Origin of the sequence: Cupriavidus sp. Met-2, from assembly GCF_049843575.1 — a bacterium.
GTDB lineage: Bacteria > Pseudomonadota > Gammaproteobacteria > Burkholderiales > Burkholderiaceae > Cupriavidus > Cupriavidus metallidurans.
Window position 1 is genome coordinate 204,926 of the sequence record NZ_JBBHZL010000004.1, and the last position, 24,544, is coordinate 229,469.

General features: G+C 64.5%; 21 protein-coding genes and 1 tRNA gene. 8 read left to right on the plus strand and 14 right to left on the minus strand.

Going from position 1 to position 24,544, the window contains the following annotated elements; genetic code table 11:
• Positions 1–34: 34 nt before the first annotated feature.
• The 4 genes from WD006_RS11465 to WD006_RS11480 all read right to left on the minus strand — a co-directional run bounded on the left by WD006_RS11465 (position 35) and on the right by WD006_RS11480 (position 5,372).
• Positions 35–1,138: a CaiB/BaiF CoA transferase family protein gene (locus tag WD006_RS11465; protein WP_029307331.1), complete on the minus strand. Its 1,104-nt coding sequence runs from the start codon at positions 1,136–1,138 to the stop codon at positions 35–37.
• Positions 1,135–3,261, minus strand: coding sequence for an acetate--CoA ligase family protein (locus tag WD006_RS11470; protein WP_011517178.1), 2,127 nt, complete (start codon positions 3,259–3,261; stop codon positions 1,135–1,137). Before WD006_RS11470 ends, WD006_RS11465 begins: the two co-directional genes overlap by 4 nt.
• A 104-nt stretch (positions 3,262–3,365) precedes the next feature.
• Positions 3,366–4,514: an acyl-CoA dehydrogenase family protein gene (locus tag WD006_RS11475; protein ID WP_011517179.1), complete on the minus strand. Its 1,149-nt coding sequence runs from the start codon at positions 4,512–4,514 to the stop codon at positions 3,366–3,368.
• Between the two features lie 108 nt (positions 4,515–4,622).
• Positions 4,623–5,372 (minus strand): IclR family transcriptional regulator, encoded by a 750-nt coding sequence (locus WD006_RS11480; RefSeq protein ID WP_011517180.1) that lies wholly within the window; start codon positions 5,370–5,372, stop codon positions 4,623–4,625.
• A 233-nt stretch (positions 5,373–5,605) separates the two neighbouring features.
• On the opposite strand from WD006_RS11480, the gene WD006_RS11485 reads away from it, so the two are divergent.
• The 5 genes from WD006_RS11485 (at position 5,606) to WD006_RS11505 (ending at position 9,967) form a co-directional block, all read left to right on the plus strand.
• Positions 5,606–6,010: a Zn-ribbon domain-containing OB-fold protein gene (locus WD006_RS11485; protein WP_011517181.1), complete on the plus strand. Its 405-nt coding sequence runs from the start codon at positions 5,606–5,608 to the stop codon at positions 6,008–6,010.
• Entirely contained in the window at positions 6,007–7,155 is a 1,149-nt protein-coding gene (locus WD006_RS11490; protein ID WP_011517182.1) for a thiolase family protein, read from the plus strand. The genes WD006_RS11485 and WD006_RS11490 overlap by 4 nt, the downstream gene beginning before the upstream one ends.
• Positions 7,156–7,228: 73 nt before the next feature.
• Positions 7,229–8,020 carry an enoyl-CoA hydratase/isomerase family protein gene (locus tag WD006_RS11495; protein ID WP_011517183.1) on the plus strand — a complete coding sequence of 264 codons (792 nt, stop codon included), beginning with the start codon at positions 7,229–7,231 and terminating at the stop codon, positions 8,018–8,020.
• Positions 8,021–8,074: 54 nt separating this feature from the next.
• Positions 8,075–8,887, plus strand: coding sequence for an SDR family NAD(P)-dependent oxidoreductase (locus WD006_RS11500; RefSeq protein ID WP_029307330.1), 813 nt, complete (start codon positions 8,075–8,077; stop codon positions 8,885–8,887).
• A gap of 51 nt (positions 8,888–8,938) precedes the next feature.
• Positions 8,939–9,967: an NAD(P)H-dependent flavin oxidoreductase gene (locus WD006_RS11505; protein WP_029307329.1), complete on the plus strand. Its 1,029-nt coding sequence runs from the start codon at positions 8,939–8,941 to the stop codon at positions 9,965–9,967.
• Between the two features lie 102 nt (positions 9,968–10,069).
• Here WD006_RS11505 and WD006_RS11510 read toward each other — a convergent pair.
• Together WD006_RS11510 and rpoD are read right to left on the minus strand one after the other, a co-directional pair.
• Positions 10,070–10,148, minus strand: a tRNA-Ile gene (locus WD006_RS11510).
• Between the two features lie 10 nt (positions 10,149–10,158).
• Positions 10,159–12,438, minus strand: coding sequence for an RNA polymerase sigma factor RpoD (gene rpoD / locus WD006_RS11515; RefSeq protein ID WP_029307328.1), 2,280 nt, complete (start codon positions 12,436–12,438; stop codon positions 10,159–10,161).
• On the opposite strand from rpoD, the gene WD006_RS11520 reads away from it, so the two are divergent.
• Entirely contained in the window at positions 12,428–12,835 is a 408-nt protein-coding gene (locus tag WD006_RS11520; RefSeq protein WP_224445210.1) for a hypothetical protein, read from the plus strand. The genes rpoD and WD006_RS11520 overlap by 11 nt on opposite strands.
• 82 nt (positions 12,836–12,917) lie before the next feature.
• Here the strand turns inward: WD006_RS11520 and dnaG are convergent, their stop codons facing one another.
• From dnaG to WD006_RS11540, 4 genes are all read right to left on the minus strand, one after another.
• A complete protein-coding gene (gene dnaG, locus WD006_RS11525; protein ID WP_011517187.1) occupies positions 12,918–14,759 on the minus strand; it encodes a DNA primase in 1,842 nt (613 codons plus the stop codon).
• Positions 14,760–14,986: 227 nt separating this feature from the next.
• Positions 14,987–15,436, minus strand: a complete 450-nt coding sequence (locus tag WD006_RS11530; RefSeq protein ID WP_029307326.1) for a GatB/YqeY domain-containing protein — start codon at positions 15,434–15,436, stop codon at positions 14,987–14,989.
• Positions 15,437–15,560: 124 nt separating this feature from the next.
• Positions 15,561–15,773 carry a 30S ribosomal protein S21 gene (gene rpsU, locus WD006_RS11535; protein ID WP_029307325.1) on the minus strand — a complete coding sequence of 71 codons (213 nt, stop codon included), beginning with the start codon at positions 15,771–15,773 and terminating at the stop codon, positions 15,561–15,563.
• 149 nt (positions 15,774–15,922) lie between these two features.
• Positions 15,923–17,164, minus strand: a complete 1,242-nt coding sequence (locus WD006_RS11540) for an NAD(P)/FAD-dependent oxidoreductase (protein ID WP_029307324.1) — start codon at positions 17,162–17,164, stop codon at positions 15,923–15,925.
• Positions 17,165–17,313: 149 nt separating this feature from the next.
• Here WD006_RS11540 and tsaD point away from each other — a divergent pair, with 149 nt between their 5' ends.
• Positions 17,314–18,354, plus strand: a complete 1,041-nt coding sequence (gene tsaD / locus WD006_RS11545) for a tRNA (adenosine(37)-N6)-threonylcarbamoyltransferase complex transferase subunit TsaD (RefSeq protein ID WP_029307323.1) — start codon at positions 17,314–17,316, stop codon at positions 18,352–18,354.
• Between the two features lie 181 nt (positions 18,355–18,535).
• On the opposite strand, the gene folE2 is transcribed toward tsaD, so the two are convergent.
• The 4 genes from folE2 to WD006_RS11565 form a co-directional block, all read right to left on the minus strand.
• Positions 18,536–19,339, minus strand: coding sequence for a GTP cyclohydrolase FolE2 (gene folE2 / locus WD006_RS11550; protein ID WP_008649847.1), 804 nt, complete (start codon positions 19,337–19,339; stop codon positions 18,536–18,538).
• A gap of 331 nt (positions 19,340–19,670) precedes the next feature.
• Complete coding sequence (dxs, locus tag WD006_RS11555) at positions 19,671–21,584, minus strand: 1-deoxy-D-xylulose-5-phosphate synthase (RefSeq protein WP_011517195.1); 1,914 nt, start codon at positions 21,582–21,584, stop codon at positions 19,671–19,673.
• A gap of 44 nt (positions 21,585–21,628) precedes the next feature.
• Positions 21,629–22,513, minus strand: a complete 885-nt coding sequence (locus WD006_RS11560; RefSeq protein ID WP_011517196.1) for a polyprenyl synthetase family protein — start codon at positions 22,511–22,513, stop codon at positions 21,629–21,631.
• On the minus strand, positions 22,510–22,818 hold the full coding sequence (locus WD006_RS11565) for an exodeoxyribonuclease VII small subunit (protein WP_008649843.1): 309 nt from the start codon (positions 22,816–22,818) through the stop codon (positions 22,510–22,512). Before WD006_RS11565 ends, WD006_RS11560 begins: the two co-directional genes overlap by 4 nt.
• A gap of 458 nt (positions 22,819–23,276) precedes the next feature.
• On the opposite strand from WD006_RS11565, the gene WD006_RS11570 reads away from it, so the two are divergent.
• Positions 23,277–24,380: an aromatic ring-hydroxylating oxygenase subunit alpha gene (locus WD006_RS11570; RefSeq protein ID WP_011517197.1), complete on the plus strand. Its 1,104-nt coding sequence runs from the start codon at positions 23,277–23,279 to the stop codon at positions 24,378–24,380.
• The last annotated feature ends 164 nt before the right edge of the window (positions 24,381–24,544 follow it).

Here is a 24,544-nt window from a genome sequence, read left to right on the forward strand (position 1 = left end):
CAAGGCCTGCGCCCCACGTGACGTCAGGCCATGTTCAGGCCATGCCTTCCAGCGTCACGGGGAATCCGGGCAGCGGCCCGTCTTCCGTCTCCGTGATCCGCGCACCCGATCTGTGACGGGCTTGCGCGACAGCCTCCACCGCATCCAGCACCGGGAACACCGGCAGGTCCGCATTCGCCAGCCGCGCCATCAGCGTATCGGCGTCATACTCCGCCACGCGCTCGGCTAGGCGCGCATTGATCGTCTCCGCATTCGCGGTCCTCGCGGCGTGGTCCACGCAACACGCATCATTGGCGGCAAACAGACCCAGCACGTCATTCAGACCTCGCCAGAAATGCTCTTCCAGCGCGGCGATGGTCAGATAGCGACCATCCCTGCAACGGAACACGCCATAGGCTGGCTTACCGCCCAGCATCGCTCGCTGTGCGTCAGCCGTAGTTGCGGGCTTCTGGCGGAACAGCCCCAGCCTTGGCGCCATCCAGTGCAGAACGCTATCGGCGAGCGCCGCATCCAGATACTGGCCTCGTCCACTCCCTGTGCGCTGGTAGAGCGCGGCCAGCAGCGCGGATAGCGCCATGGAGGCCCCGGCCAGATCCGCGATCGGCAGCATGGCTTGGTGCACCGGAGGACCACCGGGCGTGCCCGTCAGCGACAGCGCGCCCGCCGCAGCAAGATAGTTGATGTCGTGCCCTGGCAGCAGCGCATGGGGACCGTCCTGTCCAAACCCGGTCAGCGACAGGTAGATCAGCCGGGGAAACTGCTCGCGGAGGCTCTCGTAGTCCAGCCCGAGCCGACGCATCGCGCCCGGGCGATAGGACTCGATCAGGATGTCCGCCTGCGCGATCTGCGCCCGCACCTCGGCCAGTCCGCTGTCGCTCTTCAAGTCGCAATACAGGCTGTGTTTGCCACGGTTGAGCGCTGCGAACAGCCCCGGCGCCAGACGCCGGGCATTGTCGCCGTGCGGTGGGCGCTCGATCTTCACCACCTCGGCACCCATCTCGAGGAGCGTCTGCGTCAGGAACGGGCCGGGGAGCAGTTCGGTCAGGTCGACGACGCGCACGCCCGCGAGTGGCGGCGCTGCGGCTGCATTCGCCGCAGGGGCCGCGGGGGCCGCAAGGGTGGCACCGGACGTGCTCATTTTCCACCCTCCCCTTGCTCCATCACGATCACCGCATCGAGCGGCAATGCGCCCTCTCCCGCAACGCCGACCCATACCGGATTCAGATCCATCTCGACCAGATGGTCACCATGCGCGACGACAAAGTCCGACACTTTCACCAGCAGCGCAGTCAGCGCGGCGATGTCGCGCCGTGGCTTGCCTCGCGCGCCATCGAGCAGCGGGAAGCAGCGCACCTCGCGAATCATGGCCTCGGCCTCCGTGGCCGACAGCGGTAGCATCCGGCGCGATACGTCCTTGAAGACTTCCACGTAGATCCCGCCGAGACCGAAGGTCAGGATGTGGCCGAACACCGGATCGCGCGACACGCCAATCAGGATCTCCAGTCCACCCGGCGCGGCCATGTGTTCCAACAGAATCCCGTCGATACGCGCATCGGGCATATTGCGCTTGACCGACGTGTGAATGCTCTCCCATGCCGCTTCGAGTCCCGCATCATCGTGAATGCCGACCACCACACCGCCGACATCCGACTTGTGCTGAATCTGCTCGCTCACCACCTTGGCCACCAGCGGATACCCCACCTCGCGCGCCAGCAAACGCGCCTGCGCCAGCGTGGCCGCCACGCGGGACACCGGAATAGCGATGCCGGCCGCACGCAGCATCGCCTTGCCCTCGGGCTCTGACAGGGCCCGCGTCGGCACATCGGCGACGGGCCGCGCTGCAGTCTGCATCAGCGGCTTGAAGTCGATATCGGCGCGGGCGCGCCAGTCCGCGTAACCCATCCAGCGCTCCACGGCCTTGACCGCCTTGCTGATGCTGCGCACGGGCGCCAGGCCTGCATCGGCAAACACCTTGTAGGCCCCGCCCTGACGCTCGCTCATCCAGATCGGCAACATCGGCACCGGACTCTCTTTCTGCACGTCGGCCGTGATATCGGCAGCGAGCTTGGTGATGTCGCCATACTCGAGCGCCTGCGGCAAAAGTACCAGCGACACGCTCGGGTCATTGCAGACCGCCTGCAGGCACGTGCGCGCCAGCTCCGGCTTTGCCATCACCGCGGTGGTGGTGTCGATGGGGTTGTCGATTGCGGCATACGACGGCAGCGCGTCGCGCAGCACGGCAAGCGTCTCCGGCGCGAACTCCGCCAGTTTCAATCCGGCATTGCCGACCATGTCGGCGCACAGTGCCGCCGTGCCGCCCGATCCCGAATAGATGGCCAGCGCGCCGCCCTGACGCGGCATGCCGCGCGCGAACAGCCAGGCGGTGTCGATCAATTCGTCGATGTCATCCACCTCCACCACGCCAAGCTGCGCGAACACGGCGCTGTTGACCTCCGCCGAGCCGGTGATCGACGCCGTGTGCGACTGCGCCGCCTTGCGGCCGTACTCGGAGCGTCCCACCTTCAGCACCACCACCGGCTTGCCCTTGCGCGCCGCGTGCTGCACGGCGGCGACGAACTTGCGGCCATCGTTGACGCCTTCGAGCAGCGTGGCGATGACCTTGATATCCGGCGCGTCGGCCATGTAGTGGATGAAGTCGCTCACCTGCAAATCGACCTCGTTGCCGCTGGAACTCCAGAGCGCCACGCCGATGCCACGGTCCATCGCCTGCAGCACATTGCGGCCCAGGCCGCCACCCTGCGTGGCCAGCCCGACCGGCCCGCCGCGAAGATCGTGCCGGAACGATGGCGAGAACGTGAAGCCGAGACGCTCCGTGATATTGGTCAGGCCCGGGCAATTCGGTCCGTAGATGCGCATGCCCGTGCGCGCCACGATCTCCTTCATGGTCTGCTCGGCGGCCTTGCCTTCCTCGCCGGCTTCGCCGAAGCCCGAGGTCAGAATAATCGCGAAGCGCACCCCTTTCTCGCCGCATTGTTCAAGCACCGCGAGCACGTGCTCGGCGGGCACCGCTACCAGAGCGGTGTCGGGCACTGACGGCAGCGAGGCCACATCGGGCCATGCCTTGCGCCCTGCCACTTCCGGCTTGGTCGCGTTGACCAGATAGACGTCGCCTTTGAAGTCGGAATGGTCCATCAGATTCTCGAGTGCGCGCGCGCCAATGCTGCCGCTGCGGTCGCTGGCCCCAACCAGGGCGATGGAACGCGGGCTGACGAGCCGCGACAGGTCTTGGTATGTCTCCATATTTGTTCTCTCGATGCGGAAGTCTGTGGAGCCCGATGAAGCGCCGATGTGCTGACGCACTGGTTCACCGCTACGCCGGGCGGAAAAGGTGACAGCTGTGCCGATCAGGCAATCGCCGACATGCCCAGAATCTCGCGACCGACGATCAAGGTCTGCACCTCCGTGGTCCCCTCGGGAATGGTGCCGCCGCGCGTGTCGCGGAAGATGCGTTCGATCGGATAATCGGTGGCGTAACCCAGACCGCCATGCACCTGCAGCGCCATGCTGGCTACTTCGTGCGCGGCCTCGGTCGCATACAGCTTGGCGATCGACGCTGAGACACGCGTGTCCTCGCCACGGTCGAGTGCCATCGCGGCGCGATACCCGAGCGCGCGAGCGGCTTCCACCCGGATCGTCATGTCCACGATCATCTTCTGCACGAGCTGAAAGCTGCCGATGGCACGACCGAACTGCGTGCGCGTCTTGGCGTAGTCCGTAGCCAGATCGAGCGCGCACTGCGCCGCGCCCACAGCGCCCATCGCGATATTGACGCGCGCGCCATCCAGGCCCTGCAGCATACGCTTGAGCGCGCCGCCTTCCTCGCCGAGCAGGTTCTCGCGCGGCACACGCACGTTGTCGAAACCGAGCTCGGCGGTGCCGGTACTGCGCAGCACCATGGTGTCCACGCGACGCACCTCGTAGGGGCTGACCTCGCGCTCCACCAGGAACGTCGACAGCTGGCCTTCGCAGTTGTCGCTATAGGTGCGCGCCACCACGATGCCGAAGTCGGCAAACGCGCCGTTGGTGATCCAGAGCTTGCGGCCGTTGAGCACGTAGTGGTCGCCCTTCAGGTCGGCGCGCGTCTGGATCTGCGCGATATTGGAACCGGTGCCAGGCTCGCTGATCGCTGTGAACACCTTGCGCTCGCAGGCCAGCAACGGATCGAGGAAACGGGTCTTCTGGTCCGGCGTGCCGACTGCGGCAAGCTTGGCGATCGGGCCGTTAGTGATGTTCAGGATGGTGCGCAGCGAAAGCCAGGCATAGCCGGCCTCTTCCATCATCATCGCCCAAGTGAGCTGGTCCAGCCCCATCCCGCCCTGTTCCTCTGACAGGCGCCCGCCGATGTAGCCGAACTGCGCCAGCCCCTTCAAGATCTCGAACGGAAAGGTCTTCTCCTGATCATGCCGGCTGATCAGCGGAGCAACCTCCGCCTGCATGAATCGGCGAATGTTGTCGCGCAGCAGTCGCTGCTCTGGCGTGGCTTCGAAAAACATGGATGTCTCCTGTAATAGTCCGGTTGGGAAATGCATCCGGCGCCAGCGGCATCATCGCCAGGCACCGTCGAAACAAAGCCGGCCACAGGAGCGGTCCCATGTGCCGGCCTAATCCTTCTGGGCGGTCGGGAAAACCAGATCCCGCGCTGCCTCGATCACCTCCAGGTACTCGTCCTTGCGGCGATTGAATCGTTCGGTGGGGCCCGCCAACGAGATCGCGAACGGCTCGTCGCCGATCCGCCCGGCCACCGCGATGGCCGTCACCCCTTCTCCTCCCTCGTCCTCGACCCACGCCCAGCCGCGCTCGCGCACTTCGGCGACCTGCTTTTCCAGCGCGACCGGATTGACTTCCGTCTTCGGCCCCAGCTTGGGCAGCGCGCGCAGGCGCAACTGCCGCGCGGCGTCTTCCGGCGGCAGCACCGCCAGCAACGCCTTGCCGAGCGCCGTGGCGTGCAAGGCCAGGCGCTTGCCAACGCGCAGTACGTAACGCAGTTCGTAGCGACTTTCCTGGAAGCCAGTCACCCGCACGTAGGCGCCATCCAGCCGGCCGCATAGCGAGGTCTCGCCCGTCTTGCCAGTGAGGAACTCCGTGGCCTCGGCCGCCACGGCGGCCAGCGGATCGTTGCCCGCAATGGCCTCGCAGATCGAATGGAGCCGCATCGTGGGATAGAAGCGGCGCGTGCGCGCGGTACGCATCAGGTACCCCGTCTCGGTCAGCGTATGCAGCAGGTCCGAGCAACTGCTCTCCGGCAGGTCGAGCAGGCGCGCAAGTTCCGAATTGGAGAGCTCGCGCTTCTCGCGCGAGAACACCTCGAAGACGGCAAGGCTGCGCGCGGCAGCAGGAACAAAGCTAGGCATGGGTTCTCCGAAATCTCGTATTGAAAGGGCAACATCCGCCCAAACCGCACAGTCTACGAGATTTCGTACGCGTTTCCGTGTTTGACAGGTGACATGACTACGATATACTGGATACTAATCCGACCTATCGTAGTTGTGCAAGATAAAGATCGGCCGATGGCACCCGCGACGGCGCGTCGACGTACAAGGCACCCGCGCACCGATGGGCAAACAGACACTGAAGAGGAGACACGATGCAGACTGCGGAATCCCGCTCGCCTGAAACACAAGCAGCGCCAAGCCTGGCCGTCCTGCGCTGCGGCGCATGTGGCAAGCCCACCTATCCCGCTTCCGCCTATGGCTGCCAGTACTGCGGCGCCGAGCCCGAGCGCGGCACGGTGGAACAAATGCCGGCGCGAGGCACGCTGCGCAATTACGTGACTGTCCATGCGCCGCTGGTGCGCGACATGCCGCCGCCGTTCGTCGTCGGCGAGGTCGACTTTGCGGAAGGCATTCGCGAAGAGGTCCTGCTCGACGTCGCCAGCGAAGCGGAGCTGGCCCCGGGCATGACGGTTCAGGGCGTGATCCGCGCCGACGCTCCGTGCGGCGACCGCTATCCGCTGCGCTTCGTACCCGCCAGCCAGGAGGTGCAACGATGAACCGCCTGCTGCAGCAAACCTCGGTCTATGTCATCGGCGTCGGCCTGCATCCGTACCAGTTCGCGTCGGATACCCCTTATGTCAGCCTCGGTCTGCGTGCGATGCGCGAGGCGCTGTCGGACGCCGGCATCGCCTGGCCCGAGGTGCAGAGCGCCTACGTGGGCACCTCGGCAATCGGCATGGCAACGGGACGCGTGATGTTCCGCCACCTGGGCTCTACCGGCCTGGCCGTGACACAGGTGGAAAGCGCCTCGGCATCGGGCTGCTCGGCGTTCCGCCAGGCGTGCCTGGAAGTGGCAAGCGGCGTCTCGGACGTGGTGGTGGCAATCGGCGTCGACAAGTTCGGCGATGGCCGCAAGGCGGCCGACAAGGACGGCCTGCCGCACCTTGCGCCCACCGCGACCATGCCGCCCGTGAAGTTCGCGCTGATGGCGCATGAATACCTGCGCCAGCACGGGCTGAAGCCCGAAGCGATGGCGCGCGTCGCGGTAAAGAACCATGGCAACGCTGCGCTCAACCCATATGCGCAGTTCCGCAAGGCTCGTACGCTCGAGCAGGTCATGGCTTCGCCCAAGGTGGTGGGTGACCTGACGGTGCAGCAGTGCTGCCCGCGTGGCGATGGCGCCGCAGCCGTGATCGTGGTGTCCGAGGCCGCGATCAAGCGGCTCGGCCTGGACAAGCGCCGCGCCGTGCGCGTGCTGGCATCGGTGGCGAACAGCGAAGAACTGGAACACGGCGATTCGTCTGCAGCCGTCGACATGGTGCGCAAGTCCACCGCGATGGCGTACGAGCAGGCCGGCGTCGGCCCCCGCGACCTGAACCTGGTGGAGTTGCACGAGGCCTTTTCGATCGAGGAATTGGTCTACACCGAAGCGATGGACCTGTGCGCGCCCGGAGAAGGCGCGGCATGGCTCGAACGCGGCGCTTCCGCCATTGGCGGCGAATGCGCGGTCAATGCTTCGGGTGGCCTGCTCGGCATGGGCCACCCGACCGGCCCGACCGGCATCGGGCAGATCGCCGAAATCACGCGCCAGATTCGCGGCGAGGCACACGGACGGCAGCACCCCGGCGCACGCTTGGGGCTAGCCCACATGATCGGGCTCGGCTCGGTGGCCTTCGCGCACATCCTGGCGGCATCGCACTGACCCCGCGAATGCGCCGGCCACGAGCACGGCTGGCGCATCCGTCGCGCACATCATTCCAGGCAAGGAGACAAGGATGCAATTCGAAACCCTGTTGTACGAAGTGGTCGACGGCGTGGCCATCATCCGGCTAAACCGCCCGGATCGCATGAACACACTCGGCGGCACCATGAAACCCGATCTCGCCCGCGCGTTCTTCGAGTTGGCCCGTGATGACACCAGCGTTCGCTGTGTAGTGCTGACCGGCACCGGCGATAGAGCATTCTGCGCGGGCGCCGACATCAAGGAACGCGCCGGCGGCACGGCCCACCCCGCCGACTACTACGTCACGCAGCAACGCACGCACGAGCTGTTCCGTGGCATCGAGGAATTCGAGAAGCCGGTGATCGCCGCCATCAATGGCGTGGCGCTCGGCGGTGGATTGGAACTGGCCCTGTGTGCCGACATCCGGCTGGCCGCCAGATCGGCACGATTCGGCCTGCCCGAGATCAAGCTCGGTGTCATTCCGGCAGCTGGCGGCACACAGCGCCTGCCGCGCGTGGTGGGTCCGGCCATCGCCAAGGAACTGATCTTTACCAGCGAACTGATCAACGCCGACGCCGCGAAAGACATCCGCCTGGTGAACCGTGTGATCGACGACGACAAGCTGATGGATGCGGCACTGACGATGGCCAGGCGCATCGCCGCGCAACCACCGCTGGCCGTGCGCTTCGCCAAGCGGTCGGTCAACCTGGGCATGCAGGGCTCGGTCGACATGGGCCTGCAGTTCGAGTGCTACGGCGCGGCCATGGTGATGGACAGCGAGGACAGGAAGGAAGGGATGCGCGCATTCGTCGAGAAGCGCGAGCCCCGGTTCGTCGGGCGCTAGTCCGCACGCGAACGGCATCGAAACACGGAACATCGAAAACTGGAGGAGTACGGAATGGAACTGCATCTGCAAGGCAAGGTGGCATTGGTAACTGGTGGCGGACAAGGCGTGGGCCGACGCATCTGCCTGGAACTCGCCGGCGAAGGCGTCAACGTGGTGATCAACGACTACTTCCTGGAGCGCGCGCAGGCGGTGCAAAAGGAGATCGAAGCAGCGGGCGGCCAGGCATTGGCCGTGCAGGCAGATATCGGCGACTCGGAACAGGTGGAACGCATGTTCGCGGCGGCGCGTGAACGCTTCGGCGACGTCGATATCCTGGTGAACAACGCCGGCGTGACCGTGGCGCGTCGCACCAAGGGCGGTATGCCCCCAACGTTCATGGAAATGCCGGTGGAAGACTGGAAGGAAGTCGTCGACCTGAACGTCTACGGCGTGATGAACTGCTGCCACAGCGCCCTGCCCGGCATGCAACGCAAGGGCGGCGGCAAGATCGTCAACATCATGTCCGAAGCCGGACGCGTCGGCGAGGCACGCCTGGCGGTCTACTCGGGCGCCAAGGCCGCCATGCTGGGCTTCGCGAAGGCGATCGCGCAGGAGCACGGCCGTGACTGCATCAACGTGAACACCATCGCACTGGGCGCGGTGTCGCACGAGGGCATCGCCAACGGTCCGCTGCATCCGTCGTCCACCCCCGAGACCGACGACCGCCTCAAGAAAATGCTCGGTGCCTACCCGATCGCACGCGGGCTCGGCAGACTGTCGCGGCCCGAGGACATCTCGGGCGTGGTGGCTTTCCTGGCATCGGATCGCGCGGCCTTCATCACCGGCCAGAGCCTTGGTGTGAGTGGCGGCTACGTGATGCTCTGAAGCCAACCTCTTTGGCACACACACATCCTGACGCCCGACCGAGGAGAACACATGAGTCCGGCAGCATCCGGCCACGCGGCCGAACGCATCTTCCAGACGCGCCTGGCGGCGCTGCTGGATATCCGTTATCCGATCCTGCTGGGCGGCATGCAACTCCTCGGCACATCTGATGTGGTGGCGGCGGTGGTCAACGCGGGAGCCATGGGGTTCATCACCGCGCGCTCCTTCCCGACCCTCGAGGCCTTTCGCGCCGACCTGCGCCGTTGCCGCACGCTGACCCGGGGTCGGCCCTTTGGTGTCAACGTCACGCTCTCGGCTCGCGAGGATCGAAACCAGTTGGCCGCTGCATGGATCGACGTGGCGCTGGACGAAGGCGTGCGCGTGTTCGAGAGCGCGGGCATGTCGCCCGAGCGACTGGTCGCGCCGATCCATGCCGGCGGTGGCCTGCTGATCCACAAGTGCCCAAGCGTGCGCCACGCGGTCACAGCGCAGCGGCTTGGCGTGGATGCCGTCGCGCTGGTCGGGCTCGAGGAAGGGGGACACCCTGGTGCCAACCAGTTGTCGGCCTTCGTCAATGGCGCGTTTGCGCTGGAGCGTGTGGAGATCCCGCTCGTGATCGGCGGCGGCATCGGCAGCGGCCGTCAGATCGCAGCCGCGCTGGTGCTTGGCGCCGATGGCGTGGTGATGGGCAGCCGCTTCATGGTGGCAGCGGAGATCGCCACCCATCGCGCACTAAAGGAACGCATCGTCGCCGCCGACGAGCACTGTTCGATTGCGATCCTACGCAGCCTGAACGATACCTGGCGCGTGCTCGACAACGCTGCCGCGCGCGAGGTGCAACGCCTCGAAGCCGAAGGCGCCCGCTCGCACGCGGCATTCGGCGACCTCATCCTGTCGTCGCGCACCCAGGAACGCGTGTACCTGGGCGGCGATACCGACGCCGGCATCGTCTCGCTCGGCCCGGCCGGCGGGTTCGCCGACGCGATCGAATCGGCGGGAAAGATCGTCGAGAGGTTGGTGGAAGGGGCGTGTGCGGCGTGGGAGGTGATGACAGGGCGGGTGGAACGCGCGTGGGCTTAAGCCCTTGATCGACAGTTTTGGTCGATCTACCGCCAGAAACAGGCCAGAAACAGAAAAGGGGTTACGGCAGAAACCGTAACCCCTTCGCATTTACAACATCAGTGGTGGGCCTCCCGTGAGTCGAACACGGCACCAACGGATTATGAGTCCGCTGCTCTAACCAGGCATGAGCTAGAGGCCCTTGAAAGGCGTTAGTTGCCTTCCAGGAAGCTCTTCAGCTTGTCGGAGCGGCTCGGGTGGCGCAGCTTGCGCAGTGCCTTTGCCTCGATCTGGCGGATACGTTCGCGCGTCACGTCGAACTGCTTGCCGACTTCCTCGAGCGTGTGGTCGGTGCTCATTTCGATGCCGAAACGCATGCGCAGCACCTTGGCTTCGCGCGGCGTCAGGCTGTCGAGCACGTCCTTGACCACGTCGCGCATGGAGCCATGCAGCGCAGCCTCGGCCGGGGCCAGCGTGTTCGTGTCTTCGATGAAGTCGCCCAGATGCGAATCGTCGTCGTCACCGATCGGCGTTTCCATGGAGATCGGTTCCTTGGCGATCTTCATGATCTTGCGGATCTTGTCCTCGGGCATCTCCATCTTCTCAGCCAGCGTTGCCGGATCCGGCTCGTTGCCGGTTTCCTGCAGGATCTGGCGCGAGATCCGGTTCATCTTGTTGATCGTTTCGATCATGTGAACCGGAATACGGATGGTACGAGCCTGGTCGGCGATCGAGCGCGTGATGGCCTGGCGAATCCACCACGTGGCGTACGTGGAGAACTTGTAGCCGCGACGGTATTCGAACTTGTCCACCGCCTTCATCAGGCCGATGTTGCCTTCCTGGATCAGATCCAGGAACTGCAGGCCGCGGTTCGTGTACTTCTTCGCGATCGAGATCACCAGACGCAGGTTGGCCTCGGTCATTTCACGCTTGGCTTCGCGGGCGCGCTTCTCGCCTTCGGACATCTTGCGATTGACGTCCTTCAGTTCCTTCAGCGGCAGCACCACGCGCGACTGCAGGTCGATCAGCTTCTGCTGCAGCTCGTGCACGGCCGGCACGTTACGCTCGACGATCGTGCTGTACGACTTGTTGTCGGCCACGATGGTCTGGATCCAGTCCAGGTTCGTCTCGTTGCCCGGGAAACGGGCCACGAAGTCGGCGCGCGGCATGCCGCACTTGTCGACGACGATATTCAGGATGGCGCGTTCCAGCTTGCGCACTTCGTCCACCTGGCCACGCAGCGTGTCGCACAGACGCTCGACGTTACGCGCGGTGAAGCGAATGCTCATCAGTTCGGCCTGGATAGCTTCCTGGGCCTTCACGTACGGCTTCGACTTGTAGCCTTCCTTTTCGAAGGCACGGCGCATCTTGTCGAACTGCTCGGCGATCACGCGGAATTTTTCCAGCGCGGCAACCTTCAGTTCCTCGAGCTGGCGAGCCGACGCACCGGCGCCACCGCCGCTTTCGTCGTCTTCCTCTTCGCCGTCGTCGCCGTCTTCGTCCGAATCCTCGTCCTCGTCATCGGCGGCTACCGCCTGGGCCGGGGAGTTGTCCTGGACTTCCTCTGCGTTCGGGTCGATCAGGCCATCGACGAACTCGTCGATCTTGATCTCTTCGTTCGCCACGCGCTCGGCGCTGGCCAGGATTTCGGAGATCGTGACCGGGCAGGCCGAGATCGCCATCACCATGTCCTTCAGGCCCGCTTCGATGCGCTTGGCGATTTCGATTTCGCCTTCGCGCGTCAGCAGTTCCACGGTACCCATTTCACGCATGTACATGCGGACCGGGTCGGTGGTGCGGCCGAATTCGGAGTCCACGGTCGACAGGGCGGCTTCGGCTTCTTCCTCGGCCTCTTCCTCGCTCGTGGCGGACGGTGCGTTGTCGTTGAGCAGCAGCGTCTCGGCATCCGGCGCCTGTTCGTAGACGGCGATACCGATGTCGTTCAGCGTGGCGACCAGCGTGTCGATCGTTTCCGAATCGACCATGTCGTCCGGCAGGTGATCGTTGATTTCCGCATAAGTCAGGTAGCCACGCGATTTGCCGAGCTTGATCAGCGCCTTGAGCTTCTGGCGACGGATCTCGAGCTCTTCCTCGCTACCAGCCTGATTCGACGAGGCAAATTCCTTGAGCAGCGCCTTTTCCTTGGCCTTGCGGTCCTTGGCTTTCTGCTTTTCGGTCTTGGGCGCAGCGGCAGGGGTAGCCGGCGCGTCGTTGTCGTAAAACTCTTCAGTCACGTCTTCGATGGTGCTGTCGTCTTGCTGCATCTCGGCCTTGGGCTTGCGGCCACGCTTCTTCGGCTCCGGCTTGACGGCCGGAGCGGCGGGACGCTCGGATGCAACGGGTGCGGGAGTCGCGGCACGGGCCTTGGGCGTCGCGGTAGCGGTGGTGCCTGCCTTGGCGCCTCCACTCCGTGTGCCGGCCGTCGTTGCCGCACGCTTGCTCTCGACTTCGGTATTCTGCTGTTTCGCCACGGTGATACTCTTGCCTTTCACTGGTGCAGCGGCGCTCTTGCCGCTTGTATTGGCGCTCTTGCCGCTCTCGCGTGCCGAAGTCGAGGGCTTTGTATTTTCGGATGTGCGATTCCTGGCGGAAGTGGATCCGGCGGGCGCAGTTGCGCTCCGCGCGGATTTTGCTGGCGCAGACCGGGCTGATGTCGTCCTGACTGACGCGGTCGATGTCTTCGCCGCCGTTGTTTTCACGGACGCCTTGCCGCTCCCTGATTGGGGAGCTTTGGAGGGCGCCTTCACGGCTACCCCTTCGGTTGCTTTGGCCTTTGCCATTGGCACGCTCACTTTCGCCAGTAATGGGAAGAAAGATTTCGCAATCCAAACCGGGCATTGTAGCACGTCACCAACCCCCGGCTTCCTGTCAGGTTGTGTTTTCACCTGAAAAATCAAGGCTTAAGCAGTTTGGCCGCCAATTTTTCCATCGGTTCTGGCCACGTGCTCAACTGCTCACGCCGAAAATCGGTTCAACTATCCTCCATGGCGGCGGGCCGCCAGCCCATTTGCCTGCGCCGCTGCACTTCGCGCGATAGCCAGAGATATCGCGCCTTGGTCTCTTCGTCAGCCGTGCCCGCGCTCACCATGGCCTCGAGCGCCTTCTGCTCGCGCTCCAGCGGCTCGGCCAGCAACTTGTGGACGGCGCCGTCGAACTCATGCGTCGCCGGCTCCTCTTCGATTTCCTCGCGCAGTACCGCCGTGCGTGCGCTCGCGTAGACATCGGCGTAGGGCGTCTGCGCCAACTGCTCGCTGAAGGCCGCAAAGTTCACCTCACCCTGAATGCCATCGCAAGCGGACACCAAGTAGCCCAGCGCCTCGGATCCGGAGTGCTGGGGGTCCAGCAGCAATGCGCGCGCGTCCCCGTCGAGCCGGGCCGCCAGCGACGGGTAGCACATCAGCAACTGGATCACGCGCTGCTCGAGCCCGGTCGGCGCCTGACGCCGCGCGCGCGGGCGCGGCTGGGCGAAACGACCAACCCGCGAGGAATCGCTGCCCAGGCCGCAAATCGCCTCGATCTCGGCCGGCGTGGTGCTTGTGGTATCGGCAAGTTCGCGCACGATCTGCAGTCGCAAGCCACCGGCGGGCATCGCCTGAAGCAGCGGCTTGGCCTCGTACTGCGCGCGGGCACGGCCCTCGGGCTGGCGCAGATCCTGATCTTCCGTGACGATTTGCAGCAAGAAGCGCGACAAAGGCATCGCGTTCTGAACCTGGCGCGCGAACGCGTCAGTTCCCTCCTCGCGGACATAGCTATCCGGGTCGTGTTCGGCCGGCAGAAAAAGGAAGCGGATCGTCTTGTTATCCGCCACGTGCGGCAGGCAGGCTTCCAACGCGCGGCGCGCGGCACGGCGGCCAGCGGCGTCACCGTCGAACGAGAAGACCACGGCGTCGGTCTGGCGCATCAGCTTCTGCACATGAACTGGCGTGCAGGCCGTGCCGAGTGTGGCGACGGCATTGGCAAACCCGAGCTGGGCCAGCGCGACCACATCCATGTAGCCTTCTACCACCAGCACGTAGCCATTTTCGCGGATTGCGTGACGCGCCTCGAACAGACCGTAGAGCTCCGTTCCCTTGCTGAAGAGCGGCGTTTCCGGTGAATTCAGGTACTTTGGCTCGCCCTGCCCCATCACGCGGCCGCCAAACCCGATCACATTGCCCTTCGTATTGCGAATCGGGAACATGATGCGATCGCGGAAGCGGTCGTACCGACGCGGCTTGCCATCGGCGTCGCGCTTCTCCTGGGACTCGATCAGCAGCCCGGCCTCCACCAGCGGACCGGCGATGGCGTCATCGCGATAGCTTCCGAACACGGTCTCCAGCCCTTGCCAGTCGTCCGGCGCGTAGCCAAGACCGAAGTGAGCGGCAATCTCGCCGGTCAGGCCACGGCCCTTGAGGTACTGGATGGCCTGCGGGGCACCGCGCAACTGCTTCTTGTAGAAGTCGGTGGCACGCGTCATGGCATCGGTCAGCGCCAACGACCTGGCCTGCTGCTCTGCCCGCTGGGCGGGTGGCAGACTATTGCGCTCCTCCGGCACGGACAGGCCGACCGACTGGGCCAGCTCACGCACCGCGTCGGGGTAGGACTGCCCCGAGTACTCCATCAGGAACCCGATGGCGGATCCATGTGCGCCGCAGCCGAAGCAGTGATAGAACTGCTTGGTCGGCGATACGGTAAAGGACGGGGACTTCTCGTTATGGAACGGGCACAGGCCCATGAAGTTGGCGCCGCCCTTCTTCAACTGCACGTACTTACCCACCACATCGACAATGTCGACGCGGTTGAGCAGGTCCTGAATAAAGGATTGCGGAATCACCCGACTGACCGTCCTGATGGCACGGACTGCCGGGCAAAACGCCGGCGGCCGTTTCGAAGTTTTCTGGAATACGTGACCGGGGCGTCGCCCGGCGGCTATCGAATCATTGTAGTGCAGATGCAACGCGCCACTTGGGATTGCTAACATCTACGCGCAATTTTCATCAACGCGCAGACAACATCACGCATTACATCCGCTGATGGCAATGATTCTGACCGATGAGAGGCTTACTTCGGCGCAAGCGCGGCCTTCACGAGCGCGGAAACTGCGGTCATGTCGGCACGGCCAGCCAGGCGGGCCTTCACCAGGCCCATGACCTTGCCCATATCCTGCGGACCGGCTGCGCCGCTTTCGGTCACGGCCTTCTGAACCTCGACAGCCACTTCCGCGTCGGAGAGCTGTGCCGGCATATAGGCTACCAGCACGTCGAGCTCGGCCTTCTCCTTTGCAACCAGATCATCGCGGCCGGCCTGCTCGAACTGGGAGATCGAGTCCTTGCGCTGCTTGATCATCTTGTCGATCACGGCGGTGATGCCAGCGTCGTCCAGTTCGATGCGTTCGTCCACCTCGCGCTGCTTGATGGCCGCCAGCAGCAGGCGGACGGTGCCGAGACGCTCGGCTTCACGGGCACGCATGGCGGCCTTCATGTCATCGTTGATGCGGGCTTTGAGGGACATGGCAATCTTCCGAAAAGTTGGATTACGCGCCAGCGACGGACGCGGGCGGGGCAAACCCGACCATAACGCAAAAACCCGCCGGAGCCATGCTCACAGCGGGTTTCGTGCTGACGCTAAGACGCGGTCAGTATAGCTTCTTCGGCAGCAGCTGGCTGCGCAGGCGCTTGTAATTGCGCTTGACGGCAGCGTCGCGCTTGCGTTTGCGTTCGGCGGTGGGCTTCTCGTAAAACTCCCGCGCCCGCAATTCGGGGAGCAGGCCATTCTTCTCGATGGTGCGCTTGAAGCGACGCAGCGCGACTTCAAACGGTTCATTTTCCTTAAGGCGAATCGTCGTCATATGGCGGCCGAAATGCAATGAGAAAACCGGGTGGGATTGCGCCGGCACCCCGCCGGCGGCTTTACGAGAGCGACGATTCTAGCGCAAGGTCTGCCAAGCTGCACGTGAGGGCCGGCACCCGGGCCAACACGAGGGCCGGCACGTGCCGCCTACGCAACAGCGCCTGCGCCACGAGCCGCCTCGGCCACGGCCTCCCCGGCCGCCACCGCCGATGCCCAGGCCCACTGGAAGTTGTAGCCGCCGAGCCATCCGGTCACGTCCACGACCTCGCCAATGAAATAAAGTCCGTCGACTTCCCGCGCCATCATCGTGGTCGACGACAGGCTGCGCGTATCAACACCGCCCAGCGTCACTTCGGCCTTCTTGTAGCCCTCGGTGCCGGACGGCACCAGTCGCCAGCGATTAAGCGATTCGCCGAGCTGGCGCAGCGCCTTATCCGGCATATCGGCCACGGATTGCGTGCCTTGCAGCCCCACCGCCGCGCACCATGCGTCTGCCAGCCGCGACGGCAGACGCTCGCCCAGCAGATTGTTCAGATGCTTGCGGCTGCTCTTCTTGTGCCCGATCAACCACGCGGCGGCGTCCTCGCCATCGAACAGGTCAATCTCGATTGGCGTGCCGGGGCGCCAGTAGCTGGAGATCTGCAGGACCGCCGGTCCGGACAAGCCCCGATGCGTCCACAGCAGGTCTTCCTTGAACGCGCCTGCGGTCTTGCCGCTGCCGGTGGATATATCGACTTCCATCGACACCCCCGCCAACGGCACGAACGGCTGCCACGCCTGGCCATCAAACGTCAGCGGTACCAGGGCCGGTCGCGTGTCGATGATTTTCAGGCCGAACTGACGGGCGATGGCATAGCCGAAGTCCGTGGCGCCGATCTTCGGGATCGACAGCCCACCGGTAGCCACCACCAGCGCGCCGACTCGCACCGTGCCCTGAGATGTCAGCAACAGGTAGTCAGCACCCTCGCGGCGGATCTCATGGATGCTGCAGCCGGTCTGCCAGCGCACGCCGCCAGCCTCGCACTCGGCGCGCAGCAGGTTGATCACGTCCTCGGCGCTGTCATTGCAGAACAGTTGGCCGCGATGCTTCTCGTGCCAACCGATGTCGTAGCGGCGCATCAGCGCCAGGAAATCTTGCGGCGTGTAGCGCGCCAGCGCCGAGCGGCAGAAATGGGGGTTGGACGACAAATAGTTGGCCGGGCTGGCCTGGAGATTCGTGAAATTGCACCGCCCGCCGCCTGAAATACGGATCTTCTCCGCCAGCTTCGTGGCGTGGTCGATCAACACCACGCGCGCGCCGCGCTGCCCGGCCACAGCGGCACACATCATGCCGGCCGCTCCCGCGCCCAGCACCGCCACATCGAACCGGTCTTGTCTGCCCTGAGTCATGCCACCCCTTCAACGAAGCCCGGATTGTATCGAAATGCGGGCCCGCGAGCGCGCCAGGCCCCGGTGTGCTACCCTGCTGCCCTTCAGATTTTGCCGGCACGATCGCTGCAGATGACTGCACGGGCGCTGCCAGCCGCACCAGAAACGCCATGCTTGTCCTCGGTATCGAATCCTCCTGTGACGAAACCGGGCTGGCCCTCTACGACACCGAGGCCGGCCTGCTCGCGCACGCGCTGCACTCGCAGATCGCCATGCATCGCGAATACGGCGGCGTGGTGCCCGAACTCGCATCACGCGACCATATCCGGCGCGTGCTGCCGCTATTGCAGCAGGTACTGGACGATGCAGGCCGCACGCGCGCGGACATCGACGCCATCGCTTACACGCAGGGCCCCGGACTTGCCGGCGCGCTGCTGGTGGGCGCATCGGTGGCCAATGCGCTGGGCTTCGCGCTCGGTGTGCCGATGATCGGCGTGCACCATCTGGAAGGCCATCTGCTCTCGCCACTGCTGACGAGTGCCCCGCCGCCGTTCCCGTTCGTGGCGCTGCTGGTGTCTGGTGGGCACACCCAGCTCATGGAAGTAAAGGGCATCGGCGACTACAAGCTGCTCGGCGAAACGCTCGACGACGCTGCCGGCGAAGCATTCGACAAGACCGCCAAGCTGCTGGGCCTCGGGTATCCGGGCGGCCCGGAAGTGTCGCGGCTGGCCGAATTCGGCAACCCCGACGCCTTCGAACTGCCCCGGCCGATGCTGCATTCTGGCAATCTCGATTTCTCGTTCGCTGGCCTCAAGACCGCCGTGCTGACGCAGACACGCAAGCTCAGCAATGCCTGCGAGCAGGACCGCGCCAATCTGGCGCGCGCGTTCGTCGATGCGATCGTCGACGTACTGGCCGCCAAATCGTTCGCCGCGCTCAAGCAGACCGGCGACAAGCGTCTCGTGGTTGCGGGCGGCGTGGGTGCGAATCGGCAACTGCGCGAACGGCTCAATGAGATGGGCAAGCGCCGCAAGGTCGAGGTGTTCTACCCCGATCTGGCGTTCTGCACCGACAATGGCGCGATGATCGCGTTCGCCGGCGCGATGCGCCTGAAGGCCGCGCCAGAGCTTGCCCGGCACGGCTACGACTATGGCGTGACGCCACGGTGGGATCTGGCCGATATCCGCCTGCCCGAGGCCCGGACTTCGTAGAAAAGCGCTAATCGAGCTGACATCCAGACACATGGCGGTCACAGGGCCACCGACCGATTTGCGCTTCCCGCATCACATAAAGAGGAAGGGAACGCCTGCGGTGACGCTGGTCTGATACCAGCCTGATGCGGCAATGCGCCCCTCTCCCACACGTGGACGAGGGGCGAAAAACAAGCAACCGTTACTGATGCCGCTTGTCGTGCTCGATCACAGCATAGGCGCTGTGATTGTGGATCGATTCGAAATTCTCGGCTTCCAGCGTGTATGCGACGATGCGATCGTCAGCGTTCAGCCGCATCGCGATATCGCGCACCAGGTCTTCCACGAACTTCGGATTCTCGTAGGCACGCTCGGTCACGAACTTCTCGTCGGGGCGCTTGAGCAGGCCCCACAGTTCGCACGATGCCTCTTCCTCGGCCATGCGCACCAGCGCCTCGACATCGAGGTCACCGGCAAGCTCCACGCGCATCGTGATATGCGAGCGCTGGTTGTGCGCGCCGTACTGCGAGATCTTCTTCGAGCACGGGCACAGGCTCGTCACCGGCACCAGAGCGGTCATGAACATGCGTGTCTGGCCGTCACGCGCCTCGGCCACGAGCGTGACTTCGTAGTCCAGCAGCGACTGCACGCCCGACACCGGCGCGGTCTTCGTGATGAAGTACGGGAACGACACTTCGATACGGCCCGCATCGGCTTCCAGGCGAACCAGCATGTCGTCGACCAGCGCGCGGAAAGCGGCCAGGTCCAGTGGCGCGCGGTTTTCCTCGAGCAGCGCCACGAAGCGCGACATGTGCGTGCCCTTCTGGTCGGCCGGCAGGCGCACGTCCATATTGAACGTACCGACCGTGCCCACTGCGCCGGCAGGCGTCTTCAGCGTCAGCGGATATCGCACACCCTTCACGCCGACGCGCTGGATCACGATCTGGCGGGTATCGACGCTCGACTGTACGTCGGGCATGACGAAGGCGGGATTGATGTCATTCATCTACGGTTTCCTCCAGGAGGCCGACAAAGGGGGCGCGGCCGTCCTTACGGTCGCGGCGATTTCGCAGAACATCTCTACGCCGCGCAACGAGTGTGAAACGACGGGTCCAGGCTGGATGGGGGCGCCGGCCCGCAGCTGCGAACACAAAAACGGAAAGGCGATTTTACGGGATATTGGCCAGTCATGTTTCTGCCCGCCGTGAATCCGCATATTTCATGCGGATAATGCCGCCGCGCTGCAGAAAAATGCCATTCCCGCGCGCCCAAAAACAAACCGGCGCGGGGTTGCCGCGCCGGTTTTCAGTACCGCGTATGACCTGTGTCGAATGGCGTCAGGCCACGCTCGCCACCTTGACCGGTTGCGCCGTCAGGCTGAAGCGCTCGCGCACCGAACGCTCGATGCCGGCCGCATCGAGGCCGCACAGCGACAGCAGATGCGCCGGATCGCCATGGTCGATGAACTTGTCGGGCAGGCCCAGCACCAACGTCGGCAGTTCGATACCCGCCTCGGCCAGCGCCTCGAGCACGGCGCTACCGGCACCGCCCATCGTGGCGCCCTCTTCCACCGTGACCAGGAAGTCGTGATTGGCGGCCAGTTGTTTGACCAGCTCCACATCGAGCGGCTTCACGAAACGCATGTTGGCCACCGTGGCATCGAGTTGCTCAGCCGCGGTCAGGGCCGGATGCACCATCGAACCGAACGCCATGATCGCCACACGCTGACCTGCGCGGGCATGGCCTTCGCGGCGGATCTCGCCCTTGCCCACCGGCAGCGCGGTCAGTTCGGGCTGCGTGGCCACGCCGACGCCGGCGCCGCGCGGATAGCGCACGGCGGTCGGGCAGTCCTGCTGGAACGCGGTCGTCAGCAACTGACGGCACTCGTTCTCGTCTGCCGGCACCATCACCATCATGTTCGGGATGCAGCGCAGGAACGGGATGTCGTACACACCGGCGTGCGTGGCACCATCGGCGCCCACCAGACCAGCGCGGTCCAGCGCGAACACCACCGGCAGGTTCTGCAGTGCCACGTCGTGAATAAGCTGGTCGTAACCACGTTGCAGGAACGTGGAGTAGATCGCCACCACCGGCTTCAGGCCCTCACAGGCCAAGCCGCCGGCGAAGGTCACCGCGTGCTGCTCTGCGATGCCGACGTCGTAGTAGCGGTCCGGGAAGCGCTTTTCGAATTCGACCATGCCCGAGCCTTCGCGCATGGCCGGCGTCACGCCGATCAGGCGCTTGTCGGCGGCGGCCATGTCGCACAGCCATTCGCCGAACACCTGCGTGTAGGTCTTGCGCGACGGCTTGGCCGACGGACGGATACCCTCGGCGGGATTGAACTTGCCCGGGCCGTGGTAGAGGATCGGATCGGCCTCGGCCAGCTTGTAGCCCTGGCCCTTCTTGGTCACCACGTGCAGGAACTGCGGGCCGTGGCCTTCCAGCGCGCGCTGGCGGATGTTCTGCAGCGTCGGGACCAGCGACTCGAGGTCGTGGCCGTCGATTGGGCCGACGTAGTCGAAACCGAATTCTTCGAACAGCGTGGCCGGCACGACCATGCCCTTGGCATGTTCTTCCAGGCGCTTGGCGAATTCGAGCACCGGCGGCGCCACCGACAGCACCTTCTCGATGCCCTTCTTGGTGGCCGCGTAGAACTGGCCCGACATCAGGCGCGCCAGGTGCTTGTTCAACATGCCCACCGGCGGGGAGATCGACATGTCGTTGTCGTTCAGCACCACCAGCATCGGCAGGTCCTTGTAGACGCCCGCATTGTTCATGGCTTCGAAAGCCATGCCGGCGGTCATCGCGCCATCGCCGATCACGGCAATACCCACGCGCTTCTCGCCCCGGGTACGGGCACCGAGCGCCATGCCCAGCGCCGCGGAAATCGACGTCGACGAATGCGCAGTACCGAAAGTGTCGTACTCGCTCTCGGCACGGCGCGGGAAGCCGGAGATGCCACCGTACTGGCGCAGCGTCGACATGCGGTCGCGGCGGCCAGTCAGGATCTTGTGGGGATAGCTCTGGTGACCCACGTCCCAGACCACGCGATCGTTCGGTGTGTCGAAGACATAGTGCAGCGCGATCGTCAGCTCCACCGTGCCGAGGTTGGACGACAGGTGCCCGCCGGTTTGCGAGACCGATTCGAGCACGTAGGCGCGGAGTTCCTCGGCCAGCGTGTCGAGCTGGCGACGGTCCAGCTTGCGCAGGTCCGCGGGGTCGTCGATTTTATTGAGCAGCGTGTAGGTCATGGTGTCCGTTCGGCCGCCGGATTCTGTGCGTCCGGCTTTTCAGTTCAGTTTGAGCGCAGCACGATCAGGTCGGCCAGTTCGGCGAGCCGGCCAGCGCGTGTGCCGAATCCCTCCAGCGCCTCGTGGGCGTCGGTGCGAAGCTGGGCAGCCAGCTCGCGTGCGGCATCCAGGCCAAGCAGCGATACGTAGGTCGGCTTGTCGTTCGCGGCATCCTTGCCCGCCGTCTTGCCAAGCGTTGCCGTGTCGGCAGTGACGTCGAGAATATCGTCCACGACCTGGAACGCCAATCCCACGGCCGCGGCATATCGATCAAGCGCCACAAGGCCGGCTTGGTCGATGTTTCCGCACAACGCACCCATGCGCACGCTGGCGCGCAACAGGGCGCCGGTCTTCATGCGGTGCATGCCTTCGAGCGCCTCGCGGGTCATGGCCTTGCCAACGTTCTGGAGGTCGATGGCTTGTCCACCGCACATGCCTATCGAGCCCGATGCCACGGCCAGTTCCGCCACCACTTTCAGGCGCGCTTCCGCAGCCAGAGCCGGGGTCTGGGCCAGCACGATGAACGCCTGGCTCTGCAGCGCGTCACCGACCAGCAGGGCCGTGGCCTCGTCATAGGCCTTGTGGACCGTGGGGCGTCCGCGGCGCAGATCGTCGTCGTCCATGCAGGGCATGTCGTCGTGGACCAGCGAATAGGCGTGAATCATCTCGACGGCGCATGCTGCGGCGTCGCAGGCCTCGGGTGTCGCACCGACCACCTCGCCCGCAGCGTGCACTAACAGGGGGCGCACACGCTTGCCACCGCCGAGCACAGCATAGCGCATCGCCTCATGGAGGGTGTATGGAATTGTGTCCGTGGAAGGTAGGGCCGCTTCCAAAGCGGCTTCGGTGCGGGCGCCCTGCGCCCGCATCCAGGTGGCGAAATCGCTCATTCGAAATCTGCGCTGTTGCTGTCTGCGTTGTTCTGGGTGCGCGACTCGCCGGCTAGCGGCTTCAGTGCGTCACCTTCGAGTACCTTGACCTGCTGCGCCACGCGCTCCAGGCTCTGCTGGCAAAAGCGCACCAGCTCGGCACCACGGCGGTAGGCGGCAAGCGATGCCTCGAGCGGCAGATCGCCGCTTTCCATACTCGCCACCAGCGTTTCCAGCTCGGCCATCGCGGCCTCATAGGAAGCCGGCGGCACGCTGGCGGCCGGCGTATCTTCAGGCTGGACCGGGGCGGTCGTGGTTCTTGGCATGTCAGGCCTTCATCAGAGGAATCCGGGATTTTACGCCAATCCTGAGCTTGGTCGCAGAATCGCCTGACCGGCGCAATAGCCACACCGACCACATGGATATCTGCCTAGCACCGGGTTTTGACAGGGAAGTGACGTGTGCGGCCGGGTCGTCATTCGGAATGCGCCCGAAAGGGCACCTCCATGACGACCCGGGTCGACTTTTTCGCTAAAAAGGCAAAAAAATCAGGCCCTTAACTTTTTGGCTCGGGTACAATCCCGGGCTCGTCAGCGAGTTCCGCGCCGTTGCGTCCGCACCAACATGACCGCTCATACGCGGTGTGTCGGCGGGCACATTTTCCCCATCACCAACCCCGGGGAACCTGGCCGGATCCGGCTCGTCTGACACGGTTTCCCAAATCGATTCATATTTCGATGGTTGGGTTGTTCACTGCTTTCGCCTGTTATAGGGAGTGGGGATAATGTCCAATCTCAGCACCGCGCTCAAGCTGGCGCCGGCTGATTCGCAGTTGCCCGTAAATGTCTACTTTGACGAGGCACTGCATCAACAAGAACTGGAACTGCTGTTCAAGAATGGCCCCGGCTACGTCGGCCACGAACTGATGGTGCCGGAGACCGGCGACTTTCAGACGCTGGCCGCCGAGGACGAAGGCCGTATGCTGGTGCGCAACCCTGACGGCATCGAACTGCTGTCGAACGTGTGCCGCCATCGCCAGGCCATCATGCTCAACGGCCGCGGCAATGCCAGGAACATCGTCTGCCCGCTGCATCGCTGGACATACGACCTCAAGGGTGGCCTGCTCGGCGCGCCGCACTTCGAGAAGCAGCCCTGCACGCACCTGAACCGCTCGCCGCTGCAGAACTGGAACGGCCTGCTGTTTGAGGGCAAGCGCGACGTGCGCGCCGACCTGGCAAAGCTCGGCGTGGCGCAGGACCTGAACTTCGACGGTTACAAGCTCGACCACGTGGAAGTCCACGACTGTGATTACAACTGGAAGACCTTCATCGAGGTCTATCTGGAGGACTATCACGTCGTGCCGTTCCACCCGGGCCTGGGCAGCTTTGTCTCCTGCGACGACCTCAAGTGGGAATTCGGCGACTGGCATAGCGTGCAGACCGTGGGCCTGCATGCTGGCCTGAAGCGCCCGGGCAGCCCTACGTACGAGAAGTGGCACGAGGCTGTGTTGCGCTTCAACAACGGGCAACTGCCGAAGCACGGCGCGATCTGGCTGACCTACTTCCCCAACATCATGGTGGAGTGGTACCCGAATGTGCTGTGCATTTCGACGCTGCACCCGTTGGGCCCGCGCAAGACGCGCAATATCGTCGAGTTCTACTACCCCGAGGAAATCGCGCTGTTCGAACGCGAGTTCGTCGAGGCCGAGCGCGCTGCCTATATGGAAACGTGCATCGAGGACGACGAGATCGCCGAGCGAATGGACGCCGGCCGCCTGGCGCTGATGAAGCGCGGTATCAGCGAGACCGGCCCCTACCAGTCTCCGATGGAAGACGGCATGCAGCACTTCCACGAGTGGTACCGCCGCGTGATGGACTACAGCAGATAACAGGCGTGCGCTGATCGCCCGTTATCGGTGGATGCCAGCAAACGGACCGCGAGAGCGGTCCGTTTTGCATTGGTGCGGCCGCCGGAGCACTGCTAGAATCCGTCTCTTATTCGTTGCTTTTACAACGGTTTGCCCGCCTTTGGCGCCGTGTCGACACCGGCACA

What these genes read in the sequence shown, in the direction of transcription:
- WD006_RS11480 (WP_011517180.1), bottom strand. Translation starts at nt 5,372, where the DNA reads ATGCCTAGCTTTGTTCCTGCTGCCGCGCGCAGCCTTGCCGTCTTCGAG.
- WD006_RS11500 (WP_029307330.1), top strand. Translation starts at nt 8,075, where the DNA reads ATGGAACTGCATCTGCAAGGCAAGGTGGCATTGGTAACTGGTGGCGGA.
- WD006_RS11465 (WP_029307331.1), bottom strand. Translation starts at nt 1,138, where the DNA reads ATGAGCACGTCCGGTGCCACCCTTGCGGCCCCCGCGGCCCCTGCGGCG.
- WD006_RS11490 (WP_011517182.1), top strand. Translation starts at nt 6,007, where the DNA reads ATGAACCGCCTGCTGCAGCAAACCTCGGTCTATGTCATCGGCGTCGGC.
- rpsU (WP_029307325.1), bottom strand. Translation starts at nt 15,773, where the DNA reads ATGACGACGATTCGCCTTAAGGAAAATGAACCGTTTGAAGTCGCGCTG.
- WD006_RS11560 (WP_011517196.1), bottom strand. Translation starts at nt 22,513, where the DNA reads ATGAGCGATTTCGCCACCTGGATGCGGGCGCAGGGCGCCCGCACCGAA.
- tsaD (WP_029307323.1), top strand. Translation starts at nt 17,314, where the DNA reads ATGCTTGTCCTCGGTATCGAATCCTCCTGTGACGAAACCGGGCTGGCC.
- WD006_RS11565 (WP_008649843.1), bottom strand. Translation starts at nt 22,818, where the DNA reads ATGCCAAGAACCACGACCGCCCCGGTCCAGCCTGAAGATACGCCGGCC.
- WD006_RS11570 (WP_011517197.1), top strand. Translation starts at nt 23,277, where the DNA reads ATGTCCAATCTCAGCACCGCGCTCAAGCTGGCGCCGGCTGATTCGCAG.
- WD006_RS11495 (WP_011517183.1), top strand. Translation starts at nt 7,229, where the DNA reads ATGCAATTCGAAACCCTGTTGTACGAAGTGGTCGACGGCGTGGCCATC.
- WD006_RS11470 (WP_011517178.1), bottom strand. Translation starts at nt 3,261, where the DNA reads ATGGAGACATACCAAGACCTGTCGCGGCTCGTCAGCCCGCGTTCCATC.
- WD006_RS11530 (WP_029307326.1), bottom strand. Translation starts at nt 15,436, where the DNA reads ATGTCCCTCAAAGCCCGCATCAACGATGACATGAAGGCCGCCATGCGT.
- WD006_RS11505 (WP_029307329.1), top strand. Translation starts at nt 8,939, where the DNA reads ATGAGTCCGGCAGCATCCGGCCACGCGGCCGAACGCATCTTCCAGACG.
- WD006_RS11475 (WP_011517179.1), bottom strand. Translation starts at nt 4,514, where the DNA reads ATGTTTTTCGAAGCCACGCCAGAGCAGCGACTGCTGCGCGACAACATT.
- dxs (WP_011517195.1), bottom strand. Translation starts at nt 21,584, where the DNA reads ATGACCTACACGCTGCTCAATAAAATCGACGACCCCGCGGACCTGCGC.
- WD006_RS11485 (WP_011517181.1), top strand. Translation starts at nt 5,606, where the DNA reads ATGCAGACTGCGGAATCCCGCTCGCCTGAAACACAAGCAGCGCCAAGC.
- WD006_RS11540 (WP_029307324.1), bottom strand. Translation starts at nt 17,164, where the DNA reads ATGACTCAGGGCAGACAAGACCGGTTCGATGTGGCGGTGCTGGGCGCG.
- folE2 (WP_008649847.1), bottom strand. Translation starts at nt 19,339, where the DNA reads ATGAATGACATCAATCCCGCCTTCGTCATGCCCGACGTACAGTCGAGC.